The sequence below is a fragment of the Geodermatophilus sp. SYSU D00691 genome (genome assembly GCF_054050275.1).
In genome coordinates this window covers 18,906-36,853 of record NZ_JBJGYZ010000020.1, presented here as the reverse complement: position 1 = coordinate 36,853, position 17,948 = coordinate 18,906, and the positions used below count along the sequence as shown (strand labels likewise).

General features: G+C 74.9%; 21 protein-coding genes. 6 read left to right on the top strand and 15 right to left on the bottom strand.

Annotated elements, in window-relative coordinates; all coding sequences use genetic code 11:
- Positions 1-3: 3 nt before the first annotated feature.
- From ACI797_RS15540 to ACI797_RS15520, 5 genes are all read right to left on the bottom strand, one after another.
- Positions 4-2,646: a putative bifunctional diguanylate cyclase/phosphodiesterase gene (locus ACI797_RS15540; RefSeq protein ID WP_456859606.1), complete on the bottom strand. Its 2,643-nt coding sequence runs from the start codon at positions 2,644-2,646 to the stop codon at positions 4-6.
- A 96-nt stretch (positions 2,647-2,742) separates the two neighbouring features.
- A complete protein-coding gene (locus ACI797_RS15535; protein ID WP_456859605.1) occupies positions 2,743-3,126 on the bottom strand; it encodes a hypothetical protein in 384 nt (127 codons plus the stop codon).
- Positions 3,123-3,992: an endonuclease/exonuclease/phosphatase family protein gene (locus ACI797_RS15530; protein ID WP_456859604.1), complete on the bottom strand. Its 870-nt coding sequence runs from the start codon at positions 3,990-3,992 to the stop codon at positions 3,123-3,125. The genes ACI797_RS15535 and ACI797_RS15530 overlap by 4 nt, the downstream gene beginning before the upstream one ends.
- A gap of 10 nt (positions 3,993-4,002) precedes the next feature.
- Positions 4,003-5,262 carry an alpha/beta hydrolase gene (locus ACI797_RS15525; RefSeq protein ID WP_456859603.1) on the bottom strand — a complete coding sequence of 420 codons (1,260 nt, stop codon included), beginning with the start codon at positions 5,260-5,262 and terminating at the stop codon, positions 4,003-4,005.
- Positions 5,263-5,272: 10 nt separating this feature from the next.
- Positions 5,273-6,130: an LLM class flavin-dependent oxidoreductase gene (locus ACI797_RS15520; RefSeq protein WP_456859602.1), complete on the bottom strand. Its 858-nt coding sequence runs from the start codon at positions 6,128-6,130 to the stop codon at positions 5,273-5,275.
- An 82-nt stretch (positions 6,131-6,212) separates the two neighbouring features.
- Here ACI797_RS15520 and ACI797_RS15515 point away from each other — a divergent pair, with 82 nt between their 5' ends.
- The 4 genes from ACI797_RS15515 to ACI797_RS15500 all read left to right on the top strand — a co-directional run bounded on the left by ACI797_RS15515 (position 6,213) and on the right by ACI797_RS15500 (position 8,571).
- Positions 6,213-6,722 (top strand): SRPBCC family protein, encoded by a 510-nt coding sequence (locus ACI797_RS15515; protein WP_456859601.1) that lies wholly within the window; start codon positions 6,213-6,215, stop codon positions 6,720-6,722.
- Positions 6,723-6,892: 170 nt separating this feature from the next.
- Positions 6,893-7,528: a PilZ domain-containing protein gene (locus ACI797_RS15510; RefSeq protein ID WP_456859600.1), complete on the top strand. Its 636-nt coding sequence runs from the start codon at positions 6,893-6,895 to the stop codon at positions 7,526-7,528.
- Between the two features lie 97 nt (positions 7,529-7,625).
- Positions 7,626-7,928 (top strand): hypothetical protein, encoded by a 303-nt coding sequence (locus ACI797_RS15505; RefSeq protein ID WP_456859599.1) that lies wholly within the window; start codon positions 7,626-7,628, stop codon positions 7,926-7,928.
- A gap of 49 nt (positions 7,929-7,977) precedes the next feature.
- Positions 7,978-8,571: a hypothetical protein gene (locus ACI797_RS15500; protein WP_456859598.1), complete on the top strand. Its 594-nt coding sequence runs from the start codon at positions 7,978-7,980 to the stop codon at positions 8,569-8,571.
- Between the two features lie 3 nt (positions 8,572-8,574).
- Here the strand turns inward: ACI797_RS15500 and ACI797_RS15495 are convergent, their stop codons facing one another.
- The 6 genes from ACI797_RS15495 to ACI797_RS15470 all read right to left on the bottom strand — a co-directional run bounded on the left by ACI797_RS15495 (position 8,575) and on the right by ACI797_RS15470 (position 13,170).
- Positions 8,575-8,778 (bottom strand): hypothetical protein, encoded by a 204-nt coding sequence (locus tag ACI797_RS15495; protein WP_456859597.1) that lies wholly within the window; start codon positions 8,776-8,778, stop codon positions 8,575-8,577.
- Positions 8,779-8,878: 100 nt separating this feature from the next.
- The gene (locus tag ACI797_RS15490; protein WP_456859595.1) at positions 8,879-9,511 is read right to left on the bottom strand and encodes a response regulator; all 633 of its coding nucleotides are present in this window, start codon (positions 9,509-9,511) and stop codon (positions 8,879-8,881) included.
- On the bottom strand, positions 9,508-11,325 hold the full coding sequence (locus tag ACI797_RS15485; protein WP_456859594.1) for a sensor histidine kinase: 1,818 nt from the start codon (positions 11,323-11,325) through the stop codon (positions 9,508-9,510). The genes ACI797_RS15490 and ACI797_RS15485 overlap by 4 nt, the downstream gene beginning before the upstream one ends.
- 21 nt (positions 11,326-11,346) lie before the next feature.
- On the bottom strand, positions 11,347-11,730 hold the full coding sequence (locus ACI797_RS15480) for a hypothetical protein (RefSeq protein ID WP_456859593.1): 384 nt from the start codon (positions 11,728-11,730) through the stop codon (positions 11,347-11,349).
- 118 nt (positions 11,731-11,848) lie between these two features.
- On the bottom strand, positions 11,849-12,505 hold the full coding sequence (locus ACI797_RS15475; protein ID WP_456859592.1) for a class F sortase: 657 nt from the start codon (positions 12,503-12,505) through the stop codon (positions 11,849-11,851).
- Positions 12,502-13,170 (bottom strand): DUF4142 domain-containing protein, encoded by a 669-nt coding sequence (locus ACI797_RS15470; protein WP_456859591.1) that lies wholly within the window; start codon positions 13,168-13,170, stop codon positions 12,502-12,504. The genes ACI797_RS15475 and ACI797_RS15470 overlap by 4 nt, the downstream gene beginning before the upstream one ends.
- Positions 13,171-13,363: 193 nt before the next feature.
- Between ACI797_RS15470 and ACI797_RS15465 the strand changes: the two genes are divergently transcribed.
- Positions 13,364-14,329, top strand: a complete 966-nt coding sequence (locus ACI797_RS15465) for an alpha/beta hydrolase (RefSeq protein WP_456859589.1) — start codon at positions 13,364-13,366, stop codon at positions 14,327-14,329.
- 133 nt (positions 14,330-14,462) lie between these two features.
- On the opposite strand, the gene ACI797_RS15460 is transcribed toward ACI797_RS15465, so the two are convergent.
- From ACI797_RS15460 to ACI797_RS15450, 3 genes are all read right to left on the bottom strand, one after another.
- Entirely contained in the window at positions 14,463-15,017 is a 555-nt protein-coding gene (locus tag ACI797_RS15460; protein ID WP_456859588.1) for a hypothetical protein, read from the bottom strand.
- Positions 15,018-15,148: 131 nt separating this feature from the next.
- On the bottom strand, positions 15,149-15,514 hold the full coding sequence (locus ACI797_RS15455; protein WP_456859587.1) for a discoidin domain-containing protein: 366 nt from the start codon (positions 15,512-15,514) through the stop codon (positions 15,149-15,151).
- Between the two features lie 104 nt (positions 15,515-15,618).
- A complete protein-coding gene (locus ACI797_RS15450; RefSeq protein ID WP_456859586.1) occupies positions 15,619-15,894 on the bottom strand; it encodes a hypothetical protein in 276 nt (91 codons plus the stop codon).
- Between the two features lie 185 nt (positions 15,895-16,079).
- On the opposite strand from ACI797_RS15450, the gene ACI797_RS15445 reads away from it, so the two are divergent.
- Entirely contained in the window at positions 16,080-16,382 is a 303-nt protein-coding gene (locus ACI797_RS15445; protein ID WP_456859585.1) for a hypothetical protein, read from the top strand.
- Positions 16,383-16,822: 440 nt separating this feature from the next.
- Here ACI797_RS15445 and ACI797_RS15440 read toward each other — a convergent pair whose 3' ends face one another.
- A complete protein-coding gene (locus tag ACI797_RS15440; protein WP_456859584.1) occupies positions 16,823-17,749 on the bottom strand; it encodes a class I SAM-dependent methyltransferase in 927 nt (308 codons plus the stop codon).
- Between the last annotated feature and the right edge of the window lie 199 nt (positions 17,750-17,948).

The window sequence follows — 17,948 nt, the reverse complement described above, 5'->3', positions numbered from 1 at the left end:
GCCTCAGACCACGGCGCGGGCGCCGCCGAGGAGCAGCAGCTCGGCCTCGTCGGCCTCCATCGGCCGGGCGAACAGGTACCCCTGCGCGCGGGTGCAGCGGCCGTCGAGCAGGCCGCTGCGCTGCTCCTCCAGCTCGATGCCCTCGGCGACGATCTCGAGGTCGAGGGCGTGGCCCAGGTCGATCATGCCGCGCAGCACCGGCGGCAACTGGCCGTCGGGCGCGATCGCGGCCACGAACGACCGGTCGATCTTGAGCACGTCGACCTCGAACCGGCTCAGGTGGCCCAGCGACGACTGCCCGGTGCCGAAGTCGTCCAGCGCCACGCGGACGCCCAGTGCCCGCACCGCGCCCAGGCAGCGGGCCGCGCGAGCGGGGTCCTGGACGAGGGCGCCCTCGGTGACCTCGAGCACCAGCGTCGCGGGCGCCAGCCCGGTCCGGGCGAGCGCCTCGGCCACGTCGTCGACGAGGTCGGGCGAGGACAGCTGCACCGGCGACACGTTGACCGACATGGTGAGGGCGTCGGTCCCGGCCACGTGCCGCCACGCCGCCGCCGTCGCGGTGGCCTCGCCGATGACCCAGGCGCCGATGTCGCGGATCAGCCCGAGTTCCTCGGCGACGGGCACGAACCGGTCCGGCGGCACCGCGCCGAGCGTCGGCGACTGCCACCGCAGGAGGGCCTCGAAGCCGTGCACACGGCCGTCGGCCAGGTCGACGACGGGCTGGTACACCAGCCGGAGCTCGCCGTTGCCGAGCGCTCCGCGCAGGCCCTGCTCCAGCAGCCGCCGCTCCTGGGCGGCCGCCCGCATGGCCGGGTCGAAGGCGGTGACCCGGCTGCGGCCGGACGCCTTGGCCACGTACATGGCGATGTCGGCGTCGCCGATCAGGGAGTCGCTGGTGGCGCCCGGGGCGGCCAGCGCGACCCCGATGCTGCCCGAGACCTGCACCCGCTGGCCCGCGACGACGAGCGGACGGGTGAGCAGCTCGAGCACCCGCGCCGCCGTCGCCTCGATGTCGGCGGGGCCGTCGCCGCCGTCCACCACCACGGCGAACTCGTCGCCGCCGAGCCGGGCCACGAGGTCGCCGGCCCGCACCGCGGAGGTGAGCCGGGCGGCGACCTCGCGCAGCAGCTCATCGCCGGCCGGGTGACCGAGGGTGTCGTTGACCCCCTTGAAGCCGTCGAGGTCGACGAGCGCGAGCCCGACCGAGCCGGATCGCCGGCCGGGGCCCAGCGCCCGCTCGAGCCGCTGGGTCAGCAGGGCCCGGTTGGCCAGGCCGGTGAGCGGGTCGTGGAAGGCCAGGTGGGCCACGGCGGCCTCGGCCCGCTTGCGCGCGGTGATGTCGGTGGCGTGGACGACGACGCCGCGCACGTCCGCATCGCCCCCGAGGTCGATCAGGCGCACGCCGAGCCAGCCCTGCTCGCCGTTCCAGCGGCAGGCCAGCTCCGACTCGACCACCACGCCGGGCCCGGCCTGCCGGACCCGGTCGGCCAGCGCACGGGCGTCCGCCACGGCGACGCCCGAGCGGCGCAGCAGGGCGGCCAGCGTCGCGACGTCCTCCCGTCCCGCCCCCAGCAGCGCGGTGAGCGAGCTGGGGTCGCTGACCAGCCGGCCGTCCTCGGACAGCACGGCGACGGCGTCGGCGGAGTGCGCGGCCAGCGCCGCGCTGTAGCGCTGCTGCGCGCGGACCTGCGCACGGGCCCGCGCCTCCCCGCGGAGCAGCCGGGCCGCTCGCCAGAAGATCAGGACGGCCAGCACGAGGGAGCCGGCGAAGACGGGCACGTGCAGCAGGGCGTCGGCGGTCAGTTCCTGCAGCAGGTCGATGAAGCTCGGCACCAGCAGCGCGCCCAGGCAGACAGCGAGCCGGCCGAGGCCACCCTTCGGCCGGTCGTCGTCCTCCTCGGCGGGCCCCTCCGCGCCTGCACCCGCCCCGGGGCCTCCCCAGGTCGCCGAGCCGAGCAGCACCGCGGCGAGCATCCAGCCGGTGTCCGTCCACGCGCTGATGCCACCGAGCTCGACCAGCGCGTAGGCGAGGTCCGAGGCGAGCCAGCAGACGGCACCGGCCGCGACGACCAGCGCGCCGATCTGCTCGCGCCGCCGGACGACGACGAGCCGGAAGACCAGGCCGATGAGCGCGGCGTCCATCGCCGGGTACAGGACCCAGACCAGCCGGGTGGCCAGGGAGACGGAGGTGTCGCTGAGCGTGGCGGCGAGCGAGAGCTGCCAGACGACGAGCAGTGCACCGATGAACACGACGACGGCGTCGATCCAGCCGTCGACCTGCTGGCCTCGGGAGCGCCCGGAGAGACCGGCCATCCGCCACAGTCCCGCCCCCACGGCCGCGTACGCGGCGACGTAGGCGACGTCTGCGGCAGAGACGTCGGTCGACCCGCCGGTCCAGGACACGAGCTGCCAGAGGAGGTCGCCGACCGCGGACAGCGTGACACCGCAGGCGAGGGCGACCGTGCCGGGCCGCCGCCCCGTCCGCACCGCTCCCCACCAGGCCAGCAGGGCGGCCAGCCACGTCACGGCCAGGTAGACGACCTGCGACGCCAGGCTGCCGTAGACGACTGCGTGGACGGCCAGCACCACCGCGACCGCACCGCACGCGACTGCCCAGCTCCCGAGCCGCACTCCGCTCGAACGCACCGTTCACTCCCTCGACCGCACTGGCGTTGCCTGCCCATCGGGTGCCGCGCGGGAGGTCTGGACGGAGGTGTTCCGCTTTCACCCGATCGGGTGACGTCAGCGGTCGCGCAGGCGGCGGACGAAGGCGAGGCCCGACCACGTCGCGTCGACGGCGCACACCTTGACGTCGACCAGCCCCTCCGCCAGCCCGAAGTCCCGGACCACGTTCTCGGTGAGGTCGGTGGGGACGCCGCTGCTGCGCTTCGGCCAGCACACCCACAGCCGCCCGGCGCTCGCCAGCCGCGGCACGAGCGCCGGCCAGCGGGCGTGCAGCCGGGCGGCGTCGGGGGCGAAGAGCAGGACGACGTCGTAGGGCTCGCGGCCGGGGCGGCGGTGCCCGTCGACCGGCACCCCGGCCGGGACGCCGTCGAGCAGCACCCGGCTGCCCGCCCGGATCCCGAGCTTGGCCGGCAGCGGGGTGCCGCTGTACCCGCTGCTCACGGCTGGTCCGGCCAGAGCAGGCGCGCCGTCTCCTCCCACGTCTCCAGCCCGCGGCCGCCACCGAGCGCGATGCCGTCGAGGTCGAGGTCGGCGAGCACGCCCCAGTGGTCCGACGGCGCCGCCTGCGCGTCGCCGGTCAGCACCACCCGCGCCGAGCGGACCGCCACCCGCGGCTGCCAGGTGAACGGCGAGCCCACGAGCACGTAGTCGATGCGCCGGTGGTGGTCGGGCTCGGCGAAGACGGCGGCGGCGAACGGCGCGACGTAGGGGTTGTCGGTCGACCAGGTGTGCGGCCGCCCCTCCCCCGCGACGGCGAACGCGTCGGCCCACGAGGTGCTGCGGCCCTGCAGGCTCTGCTTCCCGGTGAGGAAGCGGATGCTGGCGTGCTCCGGCGTCGCGTCGAAGTCGCCGCCGATGACCGGCGGGTACCGGTCCCCGGCCGCGAGCTCGGTGAGGCCGGCGTCGAGCGCGACGACGACGTCCTCGCGCAGCGCCTCCTGGTGCGGCCAGCCGTGGCTGGTGGTCGCCGAGCAGAACCAGAACTCCGCCGCGCCCACCGCGACGCGGACGGCGAGCGCCACCCCGCCGTGCGGCAGCTCGAGCACGTGCCGCGCCAGCACCGGGTGCCGGGTGGCGACGGCCACGCCGGGGTCGCCGCGGTAGGCGCCGTCGCGGCGCTCGTAGACGACCTCGTAGCCGAGCGGGCCGAGCAGCTCCCCGGCCTGGTTGCCCTGCCCGGGCCCGGCGTCGACCTCCTGCAGCGACACCACGTCGGGCGCGAGCAGCCCGATCTCGGCGCGGAGCAGGCGGCGGCGGACCTCGTACGGCCCGCTGCGGGCCCACACGTTCAGCTGGAGAACTCGCACCCGGCCGAACCTAGGGCGACGGGGTGACCTCGCGCAGGCCGGCGCCGGGGCAGGCCGCCGCCGGCTCGGGCGCGGTGACGCAGCCGAGGAAGGCGACCTCGCGGGACTCGTAGGCGTCGCGGTCGGTGTTCCAGGCCCGCACGTGCCCGGCGCCCTCCACCCGCACCTCCTCGACCAGCTCGGGGTGCGCCGCGCGCAGCTCCTCGGTGGTGGACGGCGGCACGAGGTCGTCGGCGGTCCCGTGGAAGACCAGCGCCGGCACGGTCAGCCAGTCGCCGGGCAGGTAGTCGACGGCGTCCCAGTCGAGGTCGTAGCGCCAGCCGGCGATCCACTGCGCGGTGCCGGTGAGCACGTCGGGGACGCCGCCGACCACGGGCAGGTCCCGCTGCGCCGCGCCGTGCGCCACGGTGGCGCGCAGGTCGAGCATCGGCGCGTCCAGGACGACGCCGCGCACCAGCGACGCCGACGCCGCGTTCTGCAGGAACGCGGCCACGATCCCGCCGCCCATCGACGAGCCGTACAGGACGACGTCCTCCGCGCCGTGCTCGACCGCGTACCGCACCGCGGCCTCCAGGTCGCGCCACTCGGTCGCGCCGTAGGCGTACCGCCCGCTCGGGTCGGCCGGCGCCTCCGGGTCGTTGCGGTAGGTGATCACCAGCGCGGGCAGGCCGGCGCTGGTCACCGCCGGCCCCACGGCGCGCAGCGTCTCCGCGCGGTCGGCGCCCTTGCCGTGCACGGCGACGAACCAGGTGCTCGACATGCTCGGCAGGAACCACGCCGGGCACTCCCCGCCGCCGCAGGGGACGGCCACCTCCTCGTACGGCGCGCCCCAGGCCTGCCGCGGGTCGTCCCACACCCGGCCCACCAGCGCGGCCGGGGTGCCGGGCTCGGGCCCGACGGCGCCGTCGAACACCCGGAGGACCCGGCCGTCGCCGAGGTCCTCGGGCTCACCCGACACCACGGCGGAGCCGCCGTCCCAGACCAGCCCGAAGGTGCCCGCGGTGGTCAGCGGGTCCCGGTCGACGTCGTCGCCGGCGGGGCGGAGCACCACGCCGCGGTCGGTGTAGGAGTCGACGACGAGGTCGTAGCGCTGCGGGCCGTCGTCGGGGTCGACCTCGAAAGCCCCGGAGTGGATCTCGCCGGAGTAGTACCAGCCGGCGCCGCCGAGCAGGACGACGGCGAGCAGCGCGAGCACGCCCAGGACGACGACCGCGCGGCGACCGCGGCGGCGGGGACGGCGCTCGTCGGCGAGCACCCCTTCGCTGACCACGGGCGGGAACCTATGCGGCGCGGCCCCGTTCGGCCGCGACCGCCTCGCGGACGGCGGGCGCGACCTCGGCCCCGAAGCGGGCCAGCTCGTCGGCGTCGTCGGTGGCCAGCACGAAGGTGGCGAACCCGTGCTCGAGGGCCAGCCCGGTCAGCCGCTCGGCCGGCACGTCCGGGCCGACGTTGAGCAGCCGGCGGACCTGCGCGGGCTTGCGGCCGGCGTCGGCGGCGGCCTCGTCGATGACCGCGTGGGCCTCGGCGATGCCGTCGTCGTCCAGGTACGCCAGCGACGGCAGCCAGCCGTCGGCGCTGCGGCCGACCAGGCGCAGCATCCGCGGCCGCAGCGCGCCGAGCCAGATGGCGATGTCGTGCGCCGGGCGGGGGCCGCGCTTCGCCCCGTCGACGGCGTGGTGCTGGCCGGGCACGCGCAGCGGGGTGCGGTCGTCGACGTCCCAGATGCCGCGGACGACCTCGATCGCCTCGGCCGTCGCGGCCACCGCCCGGCCAGGGCTGAGCCGCTCGCCGCCCATCGCCTCGATGGCGTCCCAGAAGGCGCCGGCGCCCAGGCCGAGTTCGACGCGGCCGCCGCTGAGCAGGTCGAGGCTCGCGGCGGCGCGGGCGACGACGGCCGGCGGGCGCAGCGGCAGGTTGAGCACGTTCGGCGCCAGGTGCACCCGCTCGGTGCGGGCGGCGACGTAGGACAGCAGCGTCCAGGTGTCGAGGAACCGGGGTTGGTACGGGTGGTCCTGGAAGGTGACCAGGTCGAGGCCGGCGCGCTCGGAGGCCTGTGCCAGCAGCACGACCGCCTCCGGGTCGGCGCCGCTGGGGGTGAGGAACGAGCCGAACTGCAGGTCGTGGCCGTAGTCGGGCATGACCGCCTCCTCGCGTCGCGGACCGGGCACCGGCGCAAACACGGACTCCGCCCCGGCTCTTCCTCTGCCACCATCTGCGCCCGTGAGCCGAACCCGCATCGCCCGCCGCGGCACCGTCGAGGCGCTGGTCGCGGCGCCGCCCGAGGCGGTCTGGGAGGTCCTGGCCGACGTCCCGCGGGTCGGCGAGTGGAGCGGTGAGTGCCGGGCCGCCCGCTGGCTGGACGGGGCGACTACCGCCGCGCCGGGCGCCCGGTTCCAGGGCTCGAACAAGGTGCGGTGGTCGCGCTGGGCGCGCACCTGCCGGGTCGACGTCGTCGAGCCGCCGCGCGAGCTGGTGTGGCGCACGCTGCCGGCGGGGCCGTACCGCGACACCTGCGAGTGGCGGGTGGTCCTCCAGCCCGAGGACGGCGGCACGCGGATCGTGCAGAGCTACGAGGTGCTCTCGATGCCGCGGGTCGAGGAGGCGGTCGCGGCGCTGCTGCTGCCCGAGCACCGCGACCGCGAGGCCGCACTGTGCGCCGACCTCGAGCGGCTGGGCGCGCTGGCAGCGGACCGGGCCACTCCACGCGCCGAGGGCGCCCCGCCGACGTGAACACCGCGGGACACCGGCGCGTCGCGCTCGCCCCGGCGTTGGGTTGAGGCCCTAAAGTCCCTCGATCGAGGGAGTGACCGTGCGCCACCAGGCATGCGCGGACCGCGACGAGCCGTTCCTCCCCGGGTGCGGACAACGGCGTTCGGCGGAGAACAGGATCGGAGAAGTCGATGAGCGAGCACGACGCCGACCGGCCGTTGGAGTCGTCGCAGGCCGACGTCACGCTGGTCACCCGCGGCATCACGGTGACCGCGTGCGTCGAGGTCTCGACCGAGCAGGCGCTGGTCGTGCGGCCCACCGGTGAGAGTGCCGGCTGGCAGCTCGCCATCCAGGAGAACGACCCCGTCGAGGTCTTCTGGGTGGGCAGCAACGAGGAGCGGACGCTGCCCGCGCGCGTCGTCGAGGTCGAGGAGGGCGAGGAGCCGCGCTGGCACCTGCGGCCCACCGGCCCGGCCACCCGCAGCCAGCGCCGCAAGGCGGTGCGCGCCCGCGTCCAGGTGCCGGTGACCATCCCGTGGGCCGGCTCGCAGATGTCCGGTCAGACCGTCGACCTCAGCGAGGCCGGCATGCGGGCGCTGCTGGACGGCTGGGGCCTGCCGCCCGAGGGCGGCACCCGCCTGCCGGTGATCCTCGACCTGGGGCACACCTCCGTGGACCTCAACGGCGAGGTCATCTGGCAGACGACCCGCGGCGCGCAGTGGCTGGTGGCGCTGCGCTTCGAGGACGTGCCGGAGAGCGACGGCGACCAGCTGCGTCGCAAGGTGTTCGAGGCGCTGCGCGCCGAGCGCGCCGCCGCCGCCCGCTGACCCGACCGCCCGGCAGCGGGCCCGAAGCCCTTGGCCTCTGGCCGCGGGGCACGGGCGGGAGCAGGGTTCGCCTCCCCGACCGAGCAGGAGGCACTCCATGCGCATGATGCTCAAGGCCGTCATCGACACCGAGATGGGCAACGAGGCGCTCCGCACCGGCTCGATGGCCAAGGTGGTGGAGCAGATCGTCCAGCAGCTCAACCCCGAGGCCGCGTACTTCGCCGGTGAGGACGGTCAGCGGGCCGCCTTCATCTTCTTCGACATGACCGACTCCGCGCAGCTGCCGGCCATCTCCGAGCCCCTCTTCCTCGCCGGCAAGGCGAAGGTGACGATCACGCCCTGCATGAACCTCGACGACGTCCAGAAGGGGCTCTCGCAGCTCCCGCCCGGTCTCGTCTGAAAGCCGGCATCCTGCCCCGCGCCTCCGGATGCGGGGGCAGGATGCCCGCATGAGCAGCGCCGGACCCGACCTCGACCCGGCCGCGCGGGCGCGTGCCGAGCAGGTGTACGAGCGGACGCGGAACCTGGCGACGGGCAACCTGCTGGCGCAGGGCGCGAGCGGGTTCTTCGGCTTCGGGGTGACCCTGCTGGTCGACGCGGCCGCCGTGCCGTTCTACGCGAACCTGTGGAGCGAGGTCCGCGCCGTCTACGGCAAGGGCGAGATCACCCCCGAGGCCGCGAAGGCCTACCTCAAGCCCAACATCGGCTTCCTGGCGCAGGACCTGCTGTGGGACAAGGTGATCGGGTCGATCCCGATCATCGGCGTCCCGTTCAACATCGCCTTCGCCAAGGCGCTGACCTGGCGGCTCGGTGCGTGGTTCGGCCTGCTGTCGGCGATCGCCGGCGACGAGGACAGGCACGCGCTGACCCGGGCCACGATGCAGCTCACACGCGAGGTCTTCCCCTCCTCGCGCAGCGTCTTCGACTTCGCCGCACCCGACCGGGACGTGTTCGTGTCGTTCATCGCCTCCGTCGACGGTCTGACCACCGACGAGGTGCACGACCGCACCCGCCGCGCCCTGGACGCGCTCCAGGGCAGGTAGCGGTCAGAAGCGCCGGGAGCGGAAGGCCCGCAGAAGATCCGGGTCCTCCTCGCTGGAGTGCCCGTTGGCGCAGAAGAACTGCACCGCCGTCCCGACCAGCAGCCGGTCGTCGCCGGCCAGCTTCCAGCGGACCATGCCCAGGCGCGGCCGGTCGTCGTCGAGGTCCAGCGTCATCACGCACGCCGGGCACTTGACCGTGGTGCTCACGTACCGGACCGACGCCACATCCCCCGCGACGTCAGTCGTCTGATTCGTCATGTCCTGCCATATCGGCAGCCGGCGGACGAGTTGAGACCGTAAAGCGGTATCAGGTACCCACGCCCCGCTCGTGCGCGAGCACGACGGCGGCCGCCCGGTCCCGCGCCCCCAGCTTGACCAGGACGTTGGACAGGTTGTTGCGCACGGTCTTGGCGCTGAGCCCCAGTCGGCGGGCGATCGCCTCGGTGGCCAGGCCGCGGGCCAGACCCTCGAGCACGTCGAACTCGCGGTCGGTCAGCTCCGGGAAGGGCCGCGACCGCGGCCGGGCGGAGCGGCGGGCGACCTCGGCGAGCACCGCGTCGGAGAGGACGGACGTCCCGGACGCGACCGCGGTGACGGCGTCGGCGATCTCCTCCGGGGAGGCGGACTTCAGCACGTAGCCGTGCGCGCCGGCGGCCAGGGCGTCGGACACCTCGCGCTCACCGTCGAACGAGGTGAGGACCAGGACCCGGGTGCGCGGGCTGACCCGCCGGATCCCGCTGGTGGCGACCACCCCGTCGCCGTCCGGCATGCGCAGGTCGACGACGGCGACGTCCGGCTGCGCCCGCTCGGCGGCGGCGATCGCCTCCTCCCCCGTCCCGGCCACCGCCACGACGTCGAACGGGGTACGGCCGTGCAGCATCGCCCGCAGACCTTCCCGGAACATCGGGTGGTCGTCCGCCAGGAGCACCCGCACGGTCACCGTCCCGCCTCCACCGGGAAGCGGGCGCGCACCCGGACTCCTCCGGACGTCCCGTTCGCCAGTTCGAGGTCCCCGCCGAGCGCCCGTGCACGGGCGGACATGGAGCCGAGCCCGACACCGGCGCGCGGTTCGGCCGGCAGGCCCGCGCCGTCGTCGGCCACCTCGAGCAGGAGGTCGTCGTCCACCCAGGCGAGCCGCACCGAGCAGCGCTCGCCGCCGGAGTGCCGGGCGGCGTTGGCGACGGCCTCGGTGACCGTCCGGTAGACCGCCAGCTCCATCTCGGGGCTGAGCACCGGCAGCGCCGACGGGGCGTCGACCTCGACCTCGAACGACCCGGGACGGCTGAGCGCGGAGGCCCGCTGGCGGACGGCGGCGAGCAACCCCTGCTGCACCAGGTCGTCGGGGCGCAGGTCCTCCAGGATCGCCCGGACCACCGATCCGGCGCGCGCGGCCTCCTCGTCGACCCGGGCCAGCAGGCCGTCGGCGGCAGCCGGGTCACCGGCGGCCAACCGGTCGCGCGCCGCGGTGATCGCCAGCCGCAGGCCCGACAGCGACGGGCTGAGCTCGTCGTGCATGTCGGCGCGCAACCGAGACCGCTCGTCGTCGCGGATCCGCAGCAGCCGCCCGTGGGCGTGCTCGACCTCGGCGGTGAGCCGGGCGGCGGCCACGACGGCGGCCACGGGCGGGAGCAGCCCGTCGAGCGCGCTGAGGTCGACCGGGACGCCGTCGGTGTGCGGCACGAGCACCAGCCGGCCGACGACCTGGCCGGCGTGCTCCAGCGGCCGGTACGTCGCGGCACCCGAGGGGTCCCTCCAGGTGGCGAGCCGCTCGTACCCCTCCCCCACCCGGGCCTCGACGGCGGTGCCGCGCAGTTCCAGAGCCGTGCCCACGGCTGCCGCGACCCGGTCGGGGACCTCGTCCGGCGCGGGTGCGCCGGCCAGCCGGGCGGCCAGGTCGCGCAGCCCGGCGACGGCGCGCTCGTCGGTGGTCGGCACGAGGGCGGCTCCGCGCCGGGCCAGACCGACGGCCAGCACCGCCGCGCCGGCGGCCCCCAGCACGGCGGCGGCCAGCGGTCCCGGCGACACCTCGGTGCCGCTGAGGAGCGCCACCGCGCCGGCGCAGGTGGCACCGGCGATGAGCGCCGCGGCCGCCGTGAGCACCCACAGGGACAGCGAGTCCGCCACCCGGCGACGCGCGGGCGCGGCCTCCATGAGCACCGACAGGCCGATGGCCACCGGCAGCAGGCTGAAGGCGATCGGGAACGCCATGTCGAGCAGGTCGACGACCACCGGCGCGCGCTCCGAGAGGAGCAGGTACAGCGGCAGGGCGGCGAGGTAGAGACCGATGAGCACCGCCCCGGCCCCGAGCACGACGCCGATCCGCTGCCGCCGTGCCCCCGTGGAACGCCGGTGCAGCCGGACCAGGGAGACCACCCCGGCCGCGGCGATCGGCAGGAACGGGACGAGCAGGACCGACACCACCACCCGGCCGGGCTGCGAGGTGTCGGGGACCGGCCACAGCAGGCACAGGACGACGCTCGCCGCCAGCGCCGCCACCTGGTAGCGCAGCACCCAGCGCCACCCGCGGCCGCGGGCGCCGTCGGGGAAGACCACGAGCAGCACCGCCAGGACCGGCGGGCCGAGCACCCAGAGCGCGTCGGCGTACCGGTCGGCCACCGGGGTGGCGCCCAGCACCAGTGCCGTCGAGGAGACGGCGAGCGCGAGTGTCACCGGATGGGTGGGCCGGCGGGCGAGCAGGGCGAGAGTCACCACCGCCTGCGCCAGCCCACCTCCGATGACGGCCAGCTCAGCCATGGCCGGGAAGCTAGGCCCGGATCACTCGCCGGAGAAGCGGTTCCGGCTCCCGGGCGCGGCCACCAGGGCGGCCACGACGACGGTTGCCGCGGCGACCGGGCCGGCCGCCAGCCACCAGGTCTCCGACCAGGGGTCGTCCAGCGCCCATCCCTCGCGTGCGTGGTACACCACCCACCACACGCTGACGGCGAGGGCCGGCACGAGGGCGAGCACCGCCGCGGCCCGGGGGTGCCGGGCGGCGAGCACGGCGGCGGCCAGCAGCGGCAGGCCCAGGAGCACGGTGACCGGCCAGGCGCCCACCATCGCGAAGGCGAGGACGACGAGGAAGCCGGCGGCGAGGGCGAGGACCTGCAGGACGCGGGTGCGCGAGGTCGGGCCGGCGGTGTGCAGAGCGTCGGTGGTCACGGGATCTCCCCTCTCCGGCGCCTCCCGGGTGGACGCGCTCAGGGGGAGGTTCGGGCGGGCGGCGACCCGGGAGCCAGGGCGCCGGTCCCGGGTGACCGGGACGTTCGGACGGGCATCGTCACCCCACCGGCTGAGCGAGCACGACGACGTTGTCGGAGTAGCCGCCGGTGCGCTCGTCGAAGGTGCCCCCGCAGGTGATGAGCGCGAGCTGCGGCGGGCCGTCGGTGCGGAACACGTCGGCCGGCAGTTCGGGCTTCGGCACCGACCAGCGGGACGTGACGGCGTAGCGGTGCACGCCGCCGGCGGCGTCGGTGACCTCGACGACGTCCCCCTCGGCCAGGTGGACCAGCGCCTCCAGCGGCCCGGAGCCGTACTCGGCCGAGTCGATGTGCCCGGCGACGACCGCGGTGCCGGCCGGGTCGCCGGGCACCGCGCCGGCGGCGAACCAGCCCAGCTCGGCCGGCCGGTCCGGCAGCTCCAGCGCTCCGGTGTCCAGCACGCCGACCGGCAGCAGCGGCACGTCGGCGCTGCCGGGCAGGGTGACGGCGACCGGCGCCGCAGCCACGGGGGGCTGCGGCGCCGGCGTCGTGGGCACCGGCGTCGCGGGGACCGGCGGGGCGGCCGGCACGACGGTCGGTGCGGTCGCCGGCGCCGAGGGCGCGGCGATGTCCGGGGCGTCGACCCGGGGCGGCGTCGAGAGGACGACCAGCCCCGAGCCGACGGCGGCGGCTCCCGCGACGACCAGCACCAGGTGCCGGGCGCGCGGGCGTCTCACGCGGCGGTGGCCCGCCGGCGGGCCACGCCGACCGAGCCGGCGCCGACGGCCAGCAGACCGACGCCGACCAGGCCCCAGCCCACCAGGCCGCCGAGGCCGCCGTCCGCCGCCTGGCCGCCGGTGCCGCCGGGCACCGACGTCGGGACGCCGTACCGCTGGGCGGTGTTCCGCAGCTCGGTGAGGTGCTGCTGCACGACCGGGGTCGCGGCCTGGGCCTGGGCCAGCACCGTCGGGTCGGAGCCGTTGGCCAGCTCCGTCCGGGTGGCCGCCAGCGTGCTCGTGTGCGAGCCGATCTGCTGGGCGATCCAGGCCGTGTCGTAGGCCTGGCCCGAGTTCTGCTCGACGGCGGCGAGCTGCTGCTGCTGCTCCGGCGTCGGCGCCGAGGGCAGCTGCACGCCCAGCTGCTGCGCCGCCTGGGTCAGCGCCTGGTCGAGCTGGGTGTGCATCTGCACGAACATCGCGCCGAGCTGCTTCACCTCCGGCGTGGTGGCCTTCTGCTGGGCGGAGGTGCCGGCCGCGATCTCGGCCAGGTTGCTCTGGTGCGCCGCCTGCATCCAGGTGACGTCCTGCTCGGACGGCGCGGCGAGGGCGGGGGAACTGCTCAGGACGACGACGCCGACGGCGGCGAGGGGGACGAGGACAGCACGGGACAACAGCTTGCGCACGAAGGCTCCGGGGGGATTCGCAGCGAGCGGCGCGGGTCTGCTCCCCACACCGTTGCGGATGGCGGGCCGATACCCGCCGGTTTCGCTGCCAACCCCACAAGATGGCGCGCAATTAGATGGGTCCCCGGGCGAGCGACCAGCCGTTCCACCCCATAACCTCCGGCCCAGGCCGACGACGACCGAACGGAGCCCCGTGGCGACGCCCTTCCACCCCGACCTGGCCATCGCCCGCTTCCTCCCCCGGCTGTCGTACGGCCCCCGCTCGGCGCGGGTGATGCGCAGCCTGCGCGGGCGCCCGGGCAGGCCACCGGCGGGCGTCACCGTCGAGCAGCTGGACGTCCCCGGTCCGGACGGCGAGGTCCCGCTCCGCCTGTTCCGGCCGGCAGGGCAGCAGGCGCCGGCGCCCGCCCTGCTCTGGATCCACGGCGGCGGGCTGGTCTTCGGCGCCCCGGAGCAGGACGACCGCAGCAACGCCGCCTTCGCCCGCGAGCTCGGCATCACCGTCGCCGCCGTCCGCTACCGGCTGGCCCCCGACCACCGGGCGCCGGCGGCCGTGGAGGACGTCTACGCCGGGCTGGCCGGGCTGGTCGCCCGCGCCGGCGAGCTGGGCATCGACCCGGAGCGGGTGGCGATCGGCGGCGCCAGCGCCGGTGGCGGCCTGGCGGCGAACCTCGCCCACCTCGCGCACGACCGCGGCGAGGTGCGCCCGGCGTTCCAGCTGCTCGTCTACCCCATGCTCGACGACCGGACGGTCGGCCGGACCAGCGTCGACCCGCGCCATCTGCGGCTGTGGACGGCGAAGAGCAACCGCTACGGCTGGGGCGCCTACCTCGGCCGCGAGCCGGGCGGCCCCGACGCCCCGCCGTACGCGGTGGCCGCCCGGCGGCACGATCTGACCGGCCTGCCGCCGGCCTGGATCGGCGTCGGCAGCCTCGACCTGTTCCACGACGAGGACCTCGAGTACGCCCGCCGGCTGCAGGAGGCCGGGGTGCCGTGCGAGGTGCACGTCGTCCCCGGCGCCTTCCACGGCTTCGACATGGTGTTCCGGCGGGCCGGCGTCACCACCGCCTTCTGGGGTGAGCAGGCCCGCGCGCTGCGCGCGGCCCTGCTCCCGACGTCAGAGGTCGGCGACGACACCGTGGATGTCGCGGACGGCTGACCGGTAGGACTCCGGGACGGCGTGAGCGCCCAGAGCCGACCGTCTGCGCTGAGTGGCAGTTCACGGGCGGCGCACTGCCGGTCTGCGCACACGGTTGCGGACCAGCGCCCCGCAGCACCCCTCGAGGTCGAACTCATTCCCGGGTGAGCTCGAAGTCCCACGCCGTCTCGGTCGTCGACACGGGCGTCGACACGACGGGCCCGCAGCGCGAGGTGGTCCCCTCGGTGTACCGGCCCGTCAGGGTCTGCCCGTCGAGGCCGAGGTCGAGCGACCAGCGGCCGGTGGAGAGGCCCCCGCCGGCGCAGGAGTCGAGCTCCCAGGGCGGGATGGACCCGGCCGCGGTGAACCGGTTCCCCGCCTCCTGGAGCTGGGCCGGCTCGCCGAACACGTGCACGCTGCAGCTCGACCAGGAGCAGTCGATCTCGAGGGTGATCTCCTCGGTCAGGGCGCAGTAGGCGCCCTCGCAGCTGGCCACCGTGCCGGTGCCCGACCAGCGGCCCTCCAGCTCGGCGCCGGGCGCGGACGAGCCGAACCCACCGGTGGTGAGCACGTAGCCGGCCGCGGTCGCGGCGACGAGGGCGGCCAGCACCACGACGAGGACGACGACGCGGCGCCGCGAGGAGGGCTCGGCGCCGGGGTCGACGGCGGGCGGGGGCTCCGCCGGGGGTCGGGAACCGACGTCGTTCACCGTGCTCGTCCTCCTGGGCTGTCGCGGGCGCGGGACAGTGTGCTGCCGCCGGGCACCGCGGTCGACCCTCTCGCGCGCGGCCGCCTACCGGACCTGGAGGAACCTGCCGACGCAGGGCGTGCCGACGACCGTCAGTTGCCCGCCGAGTAGCCGGCTCGAGGCGTCGCTGGCCGTCGCCGTCCACCCGGCCCGCGGCAGGTCGGGCGGGCCGACCAGGCCGCGCCGTCGCGGCTGGTGGCGACGGTGAACTGCCCGATCGTCCCGTTCGGGATGCCGTCCTGCCGCGGCAGGTAGCGCAGCCCCCCGATGCCCTGGACCGACCGCATGTCGATGGTGAGCGAGTGCGGGAGCGGCACCGGGGCGCCCTCGGAGCGCGAGTGCCAGAACGTGCCGGCGTTGCGGTCGAGCACGTTGCCGGCGGGGACGAGGCCGAGGCGCCGCTGGCCGTCGCGGTCCAGCCGGTCGGTGGCAGGGGCTCCGACCGGGCGGTGCTCCATGTGGTGCCCGTGGTCGGGAGGCTCGTCGTGGGGACGGGTGACCGGAGAAGACGTGCGATCACGGAGCGGGCGGTTCAGCCGTCGACGTACCGGCCCCCGGCCGATCAGCCGGTGATCCGCCCCCCGGGAGGCGTGCAGTACGGGGGCGGGAACGGCGCGCTCGGCTCGAGCTGGAACCTGAAGTCGGAGGCCCCGGGTGCGCTCGCCTCTTCGGCGCGGATGGCGAAGTGCGCACCCGGGCTGTCGACCGTTCCGCGCCCGATGCCGCAACTCCCCTGCGTCGGGAGATGGGGCTCGCCACCCTGACCGGCCTGCGCCGGGGCCGGCACGAGAAATGCCGCCGCGGCAGCCGTCAGCACGAGAACGATGCGCCGTTTCATGGCAGGGCCCTTCCTCGACACGGAAAATGGGTGCGGCACAGTGCAAGCCGGATCCATTCGCCCGGTCAATGGAGAAGAAGCCGTTCTCGTTGTCACCCACACGGGGGACTCCCCTTGCGACCGCACACCCGGATTACCCTCCGGCCATCGGGTCGGCCGCCATCCACACCGAGCGGGGAGTCGAGATGAATCGCAGAGCGGCAGTGGCAGGACTTGCGGGGATCTTCTTCGCAGCAGCCGTTGGAGCAGCTTCTCCCGCCGCTGCGGACAAGCCCGTGCGGGGCTGCCCCCCGCCGTTCGAGCTGTACGGCTACGCGGAGTTGCTCGCATTCGCGGAGAATGAAATCGGAGACCCGGATCCCCAGGCAGCCGTCGCCAGCGTTCTCGCTGCGTTCGACAAGAACGGTGATCGGGCGTTGTGCCTGGCCTTCCAGAACAAGAACGCGGCCCCTTATCCCAACGCGATCGACAACGTCGCGAACCGATAGCCCGAGGAAGCAGCCTCGGGGGCGTCGTCCTGTCCCCCTGAACTGCGCAACGGAGCCCGCCGTCATCGCGACGGCGGGGCTCAGTTGTCATTGCGGGCCGGATTTCGTCGCCCCCGATCAGGGGACGAACATCTCTCCCGAACCTCCACGGCTCGATGGTCCGAACAGACGGACATCCGGCCCTCGAAACTGCCTCCGCTGACCTCTAGGACATGGGAGGCCAGCGCCTCGCATCCGCCTATGGCGCAGGTACCGGTCGACCGCTCGGGCTCACTCATGGGCAACTGTTGCGGCGACCGAAGCTCGGCGGATAAGCCCTCGCCGATCCGCCGCCAGGGTTCCACCCCAATCCCTGCCGACCTCGACGTCCCGTGCCGTGGATGGCCATCCGCGGCCAGGTCGGCCCCGCCCGGTTGCGCCCGGACGAGACCTGGTTCCCGTCAGACCGTGTGCAGCCAGATCGAAGCGCCGTTGCCGGTCTCTGCGCCGAACTCGGGCCACCGCTGCATCAGAAGCTCGGGGTGTGTCTTCATCATGTAGCTCGAGAACCACAGGACCCGCCAACGGGGGTTGTCGGTGAGAAGGGCGCGCAGCAGGTACGCCTCGTTCCAGTAGCGGCCACGGTCGATCCAGTGCCGCCAGTACTCGAACGGCCATGGGATGTCGTGGATGTGCACCAGCACCCCGGCCGGCAGGGTCGGCAGGACCTCCAGAAACAGGAAGTTGACATCCGAGCCGATCTTCGAGACGTGCGAGGAGTCGATGAACAGCAGTTCACCTGGGGCGACGTCGAACGTCTTCGGGTCCAGCAGCTCGGCGCGCTCCTCGATGATCGTCGTGCGCGTCCGGTCGGCATCGGTGAGCAGCCCGTGAAGTCGCTCGGGGTTGGGGTCGATGAAGGTGAACCGGGTGTCCCAACCCTGCTGGTCGGCGGTGTCGAGCATGAGGGCGCTGCTGAATCCGGAACCCACCTCGACGACGCGCGGCGGCCGGTGCAGTCGCAGCATGGCGTAGAGGACGAGGGCGTCGCCTCGACCGAACATGTGGTTGTCGAGCTGGTAGCGGCCGCCCACAGGAAGGTCGCGGGCCAGCGTGGCCAGTTCCTCCACGAGTGCGAGCTGCTCGGCGTCGCGGATGTCGATGCCCGGCACCTCGAGGCGAGGCTGCCATACCCTGTCGGCGCGAGCGTAGATGTCGGCCATGTCCGGCAGCGGCGAGTGGTAGTGCCCGGGCGGGTAGTTGTCGCCCTCGGCCGGCTGCTCGACAGGGGCAGCGGCGCTGAGGCGTGCGGCTTCCGCGAGGGCGTCGTCGCGCTGCTGGACGAGGCGCTGGACGGGCGGGAGGCGGCGGGCCAGGTAGCGCAGCATGGGCGGGAGGGTAAACGGACGCGACCGTTGCGGTGCGGTGACCGGCCGATGCTATCGGTGCCCGCGTTGCATCCACGCCGCTATGGGTGGCCAGCTCCTCTTGGAGAGCAGCGGCGACCGCCTCCTGGAGCTCTCCCAGCTTCTCGACGTCGCCGCGGTTCCGCATCCAAGCTCGGTAGGCAGCCTCGATGCGCATCTC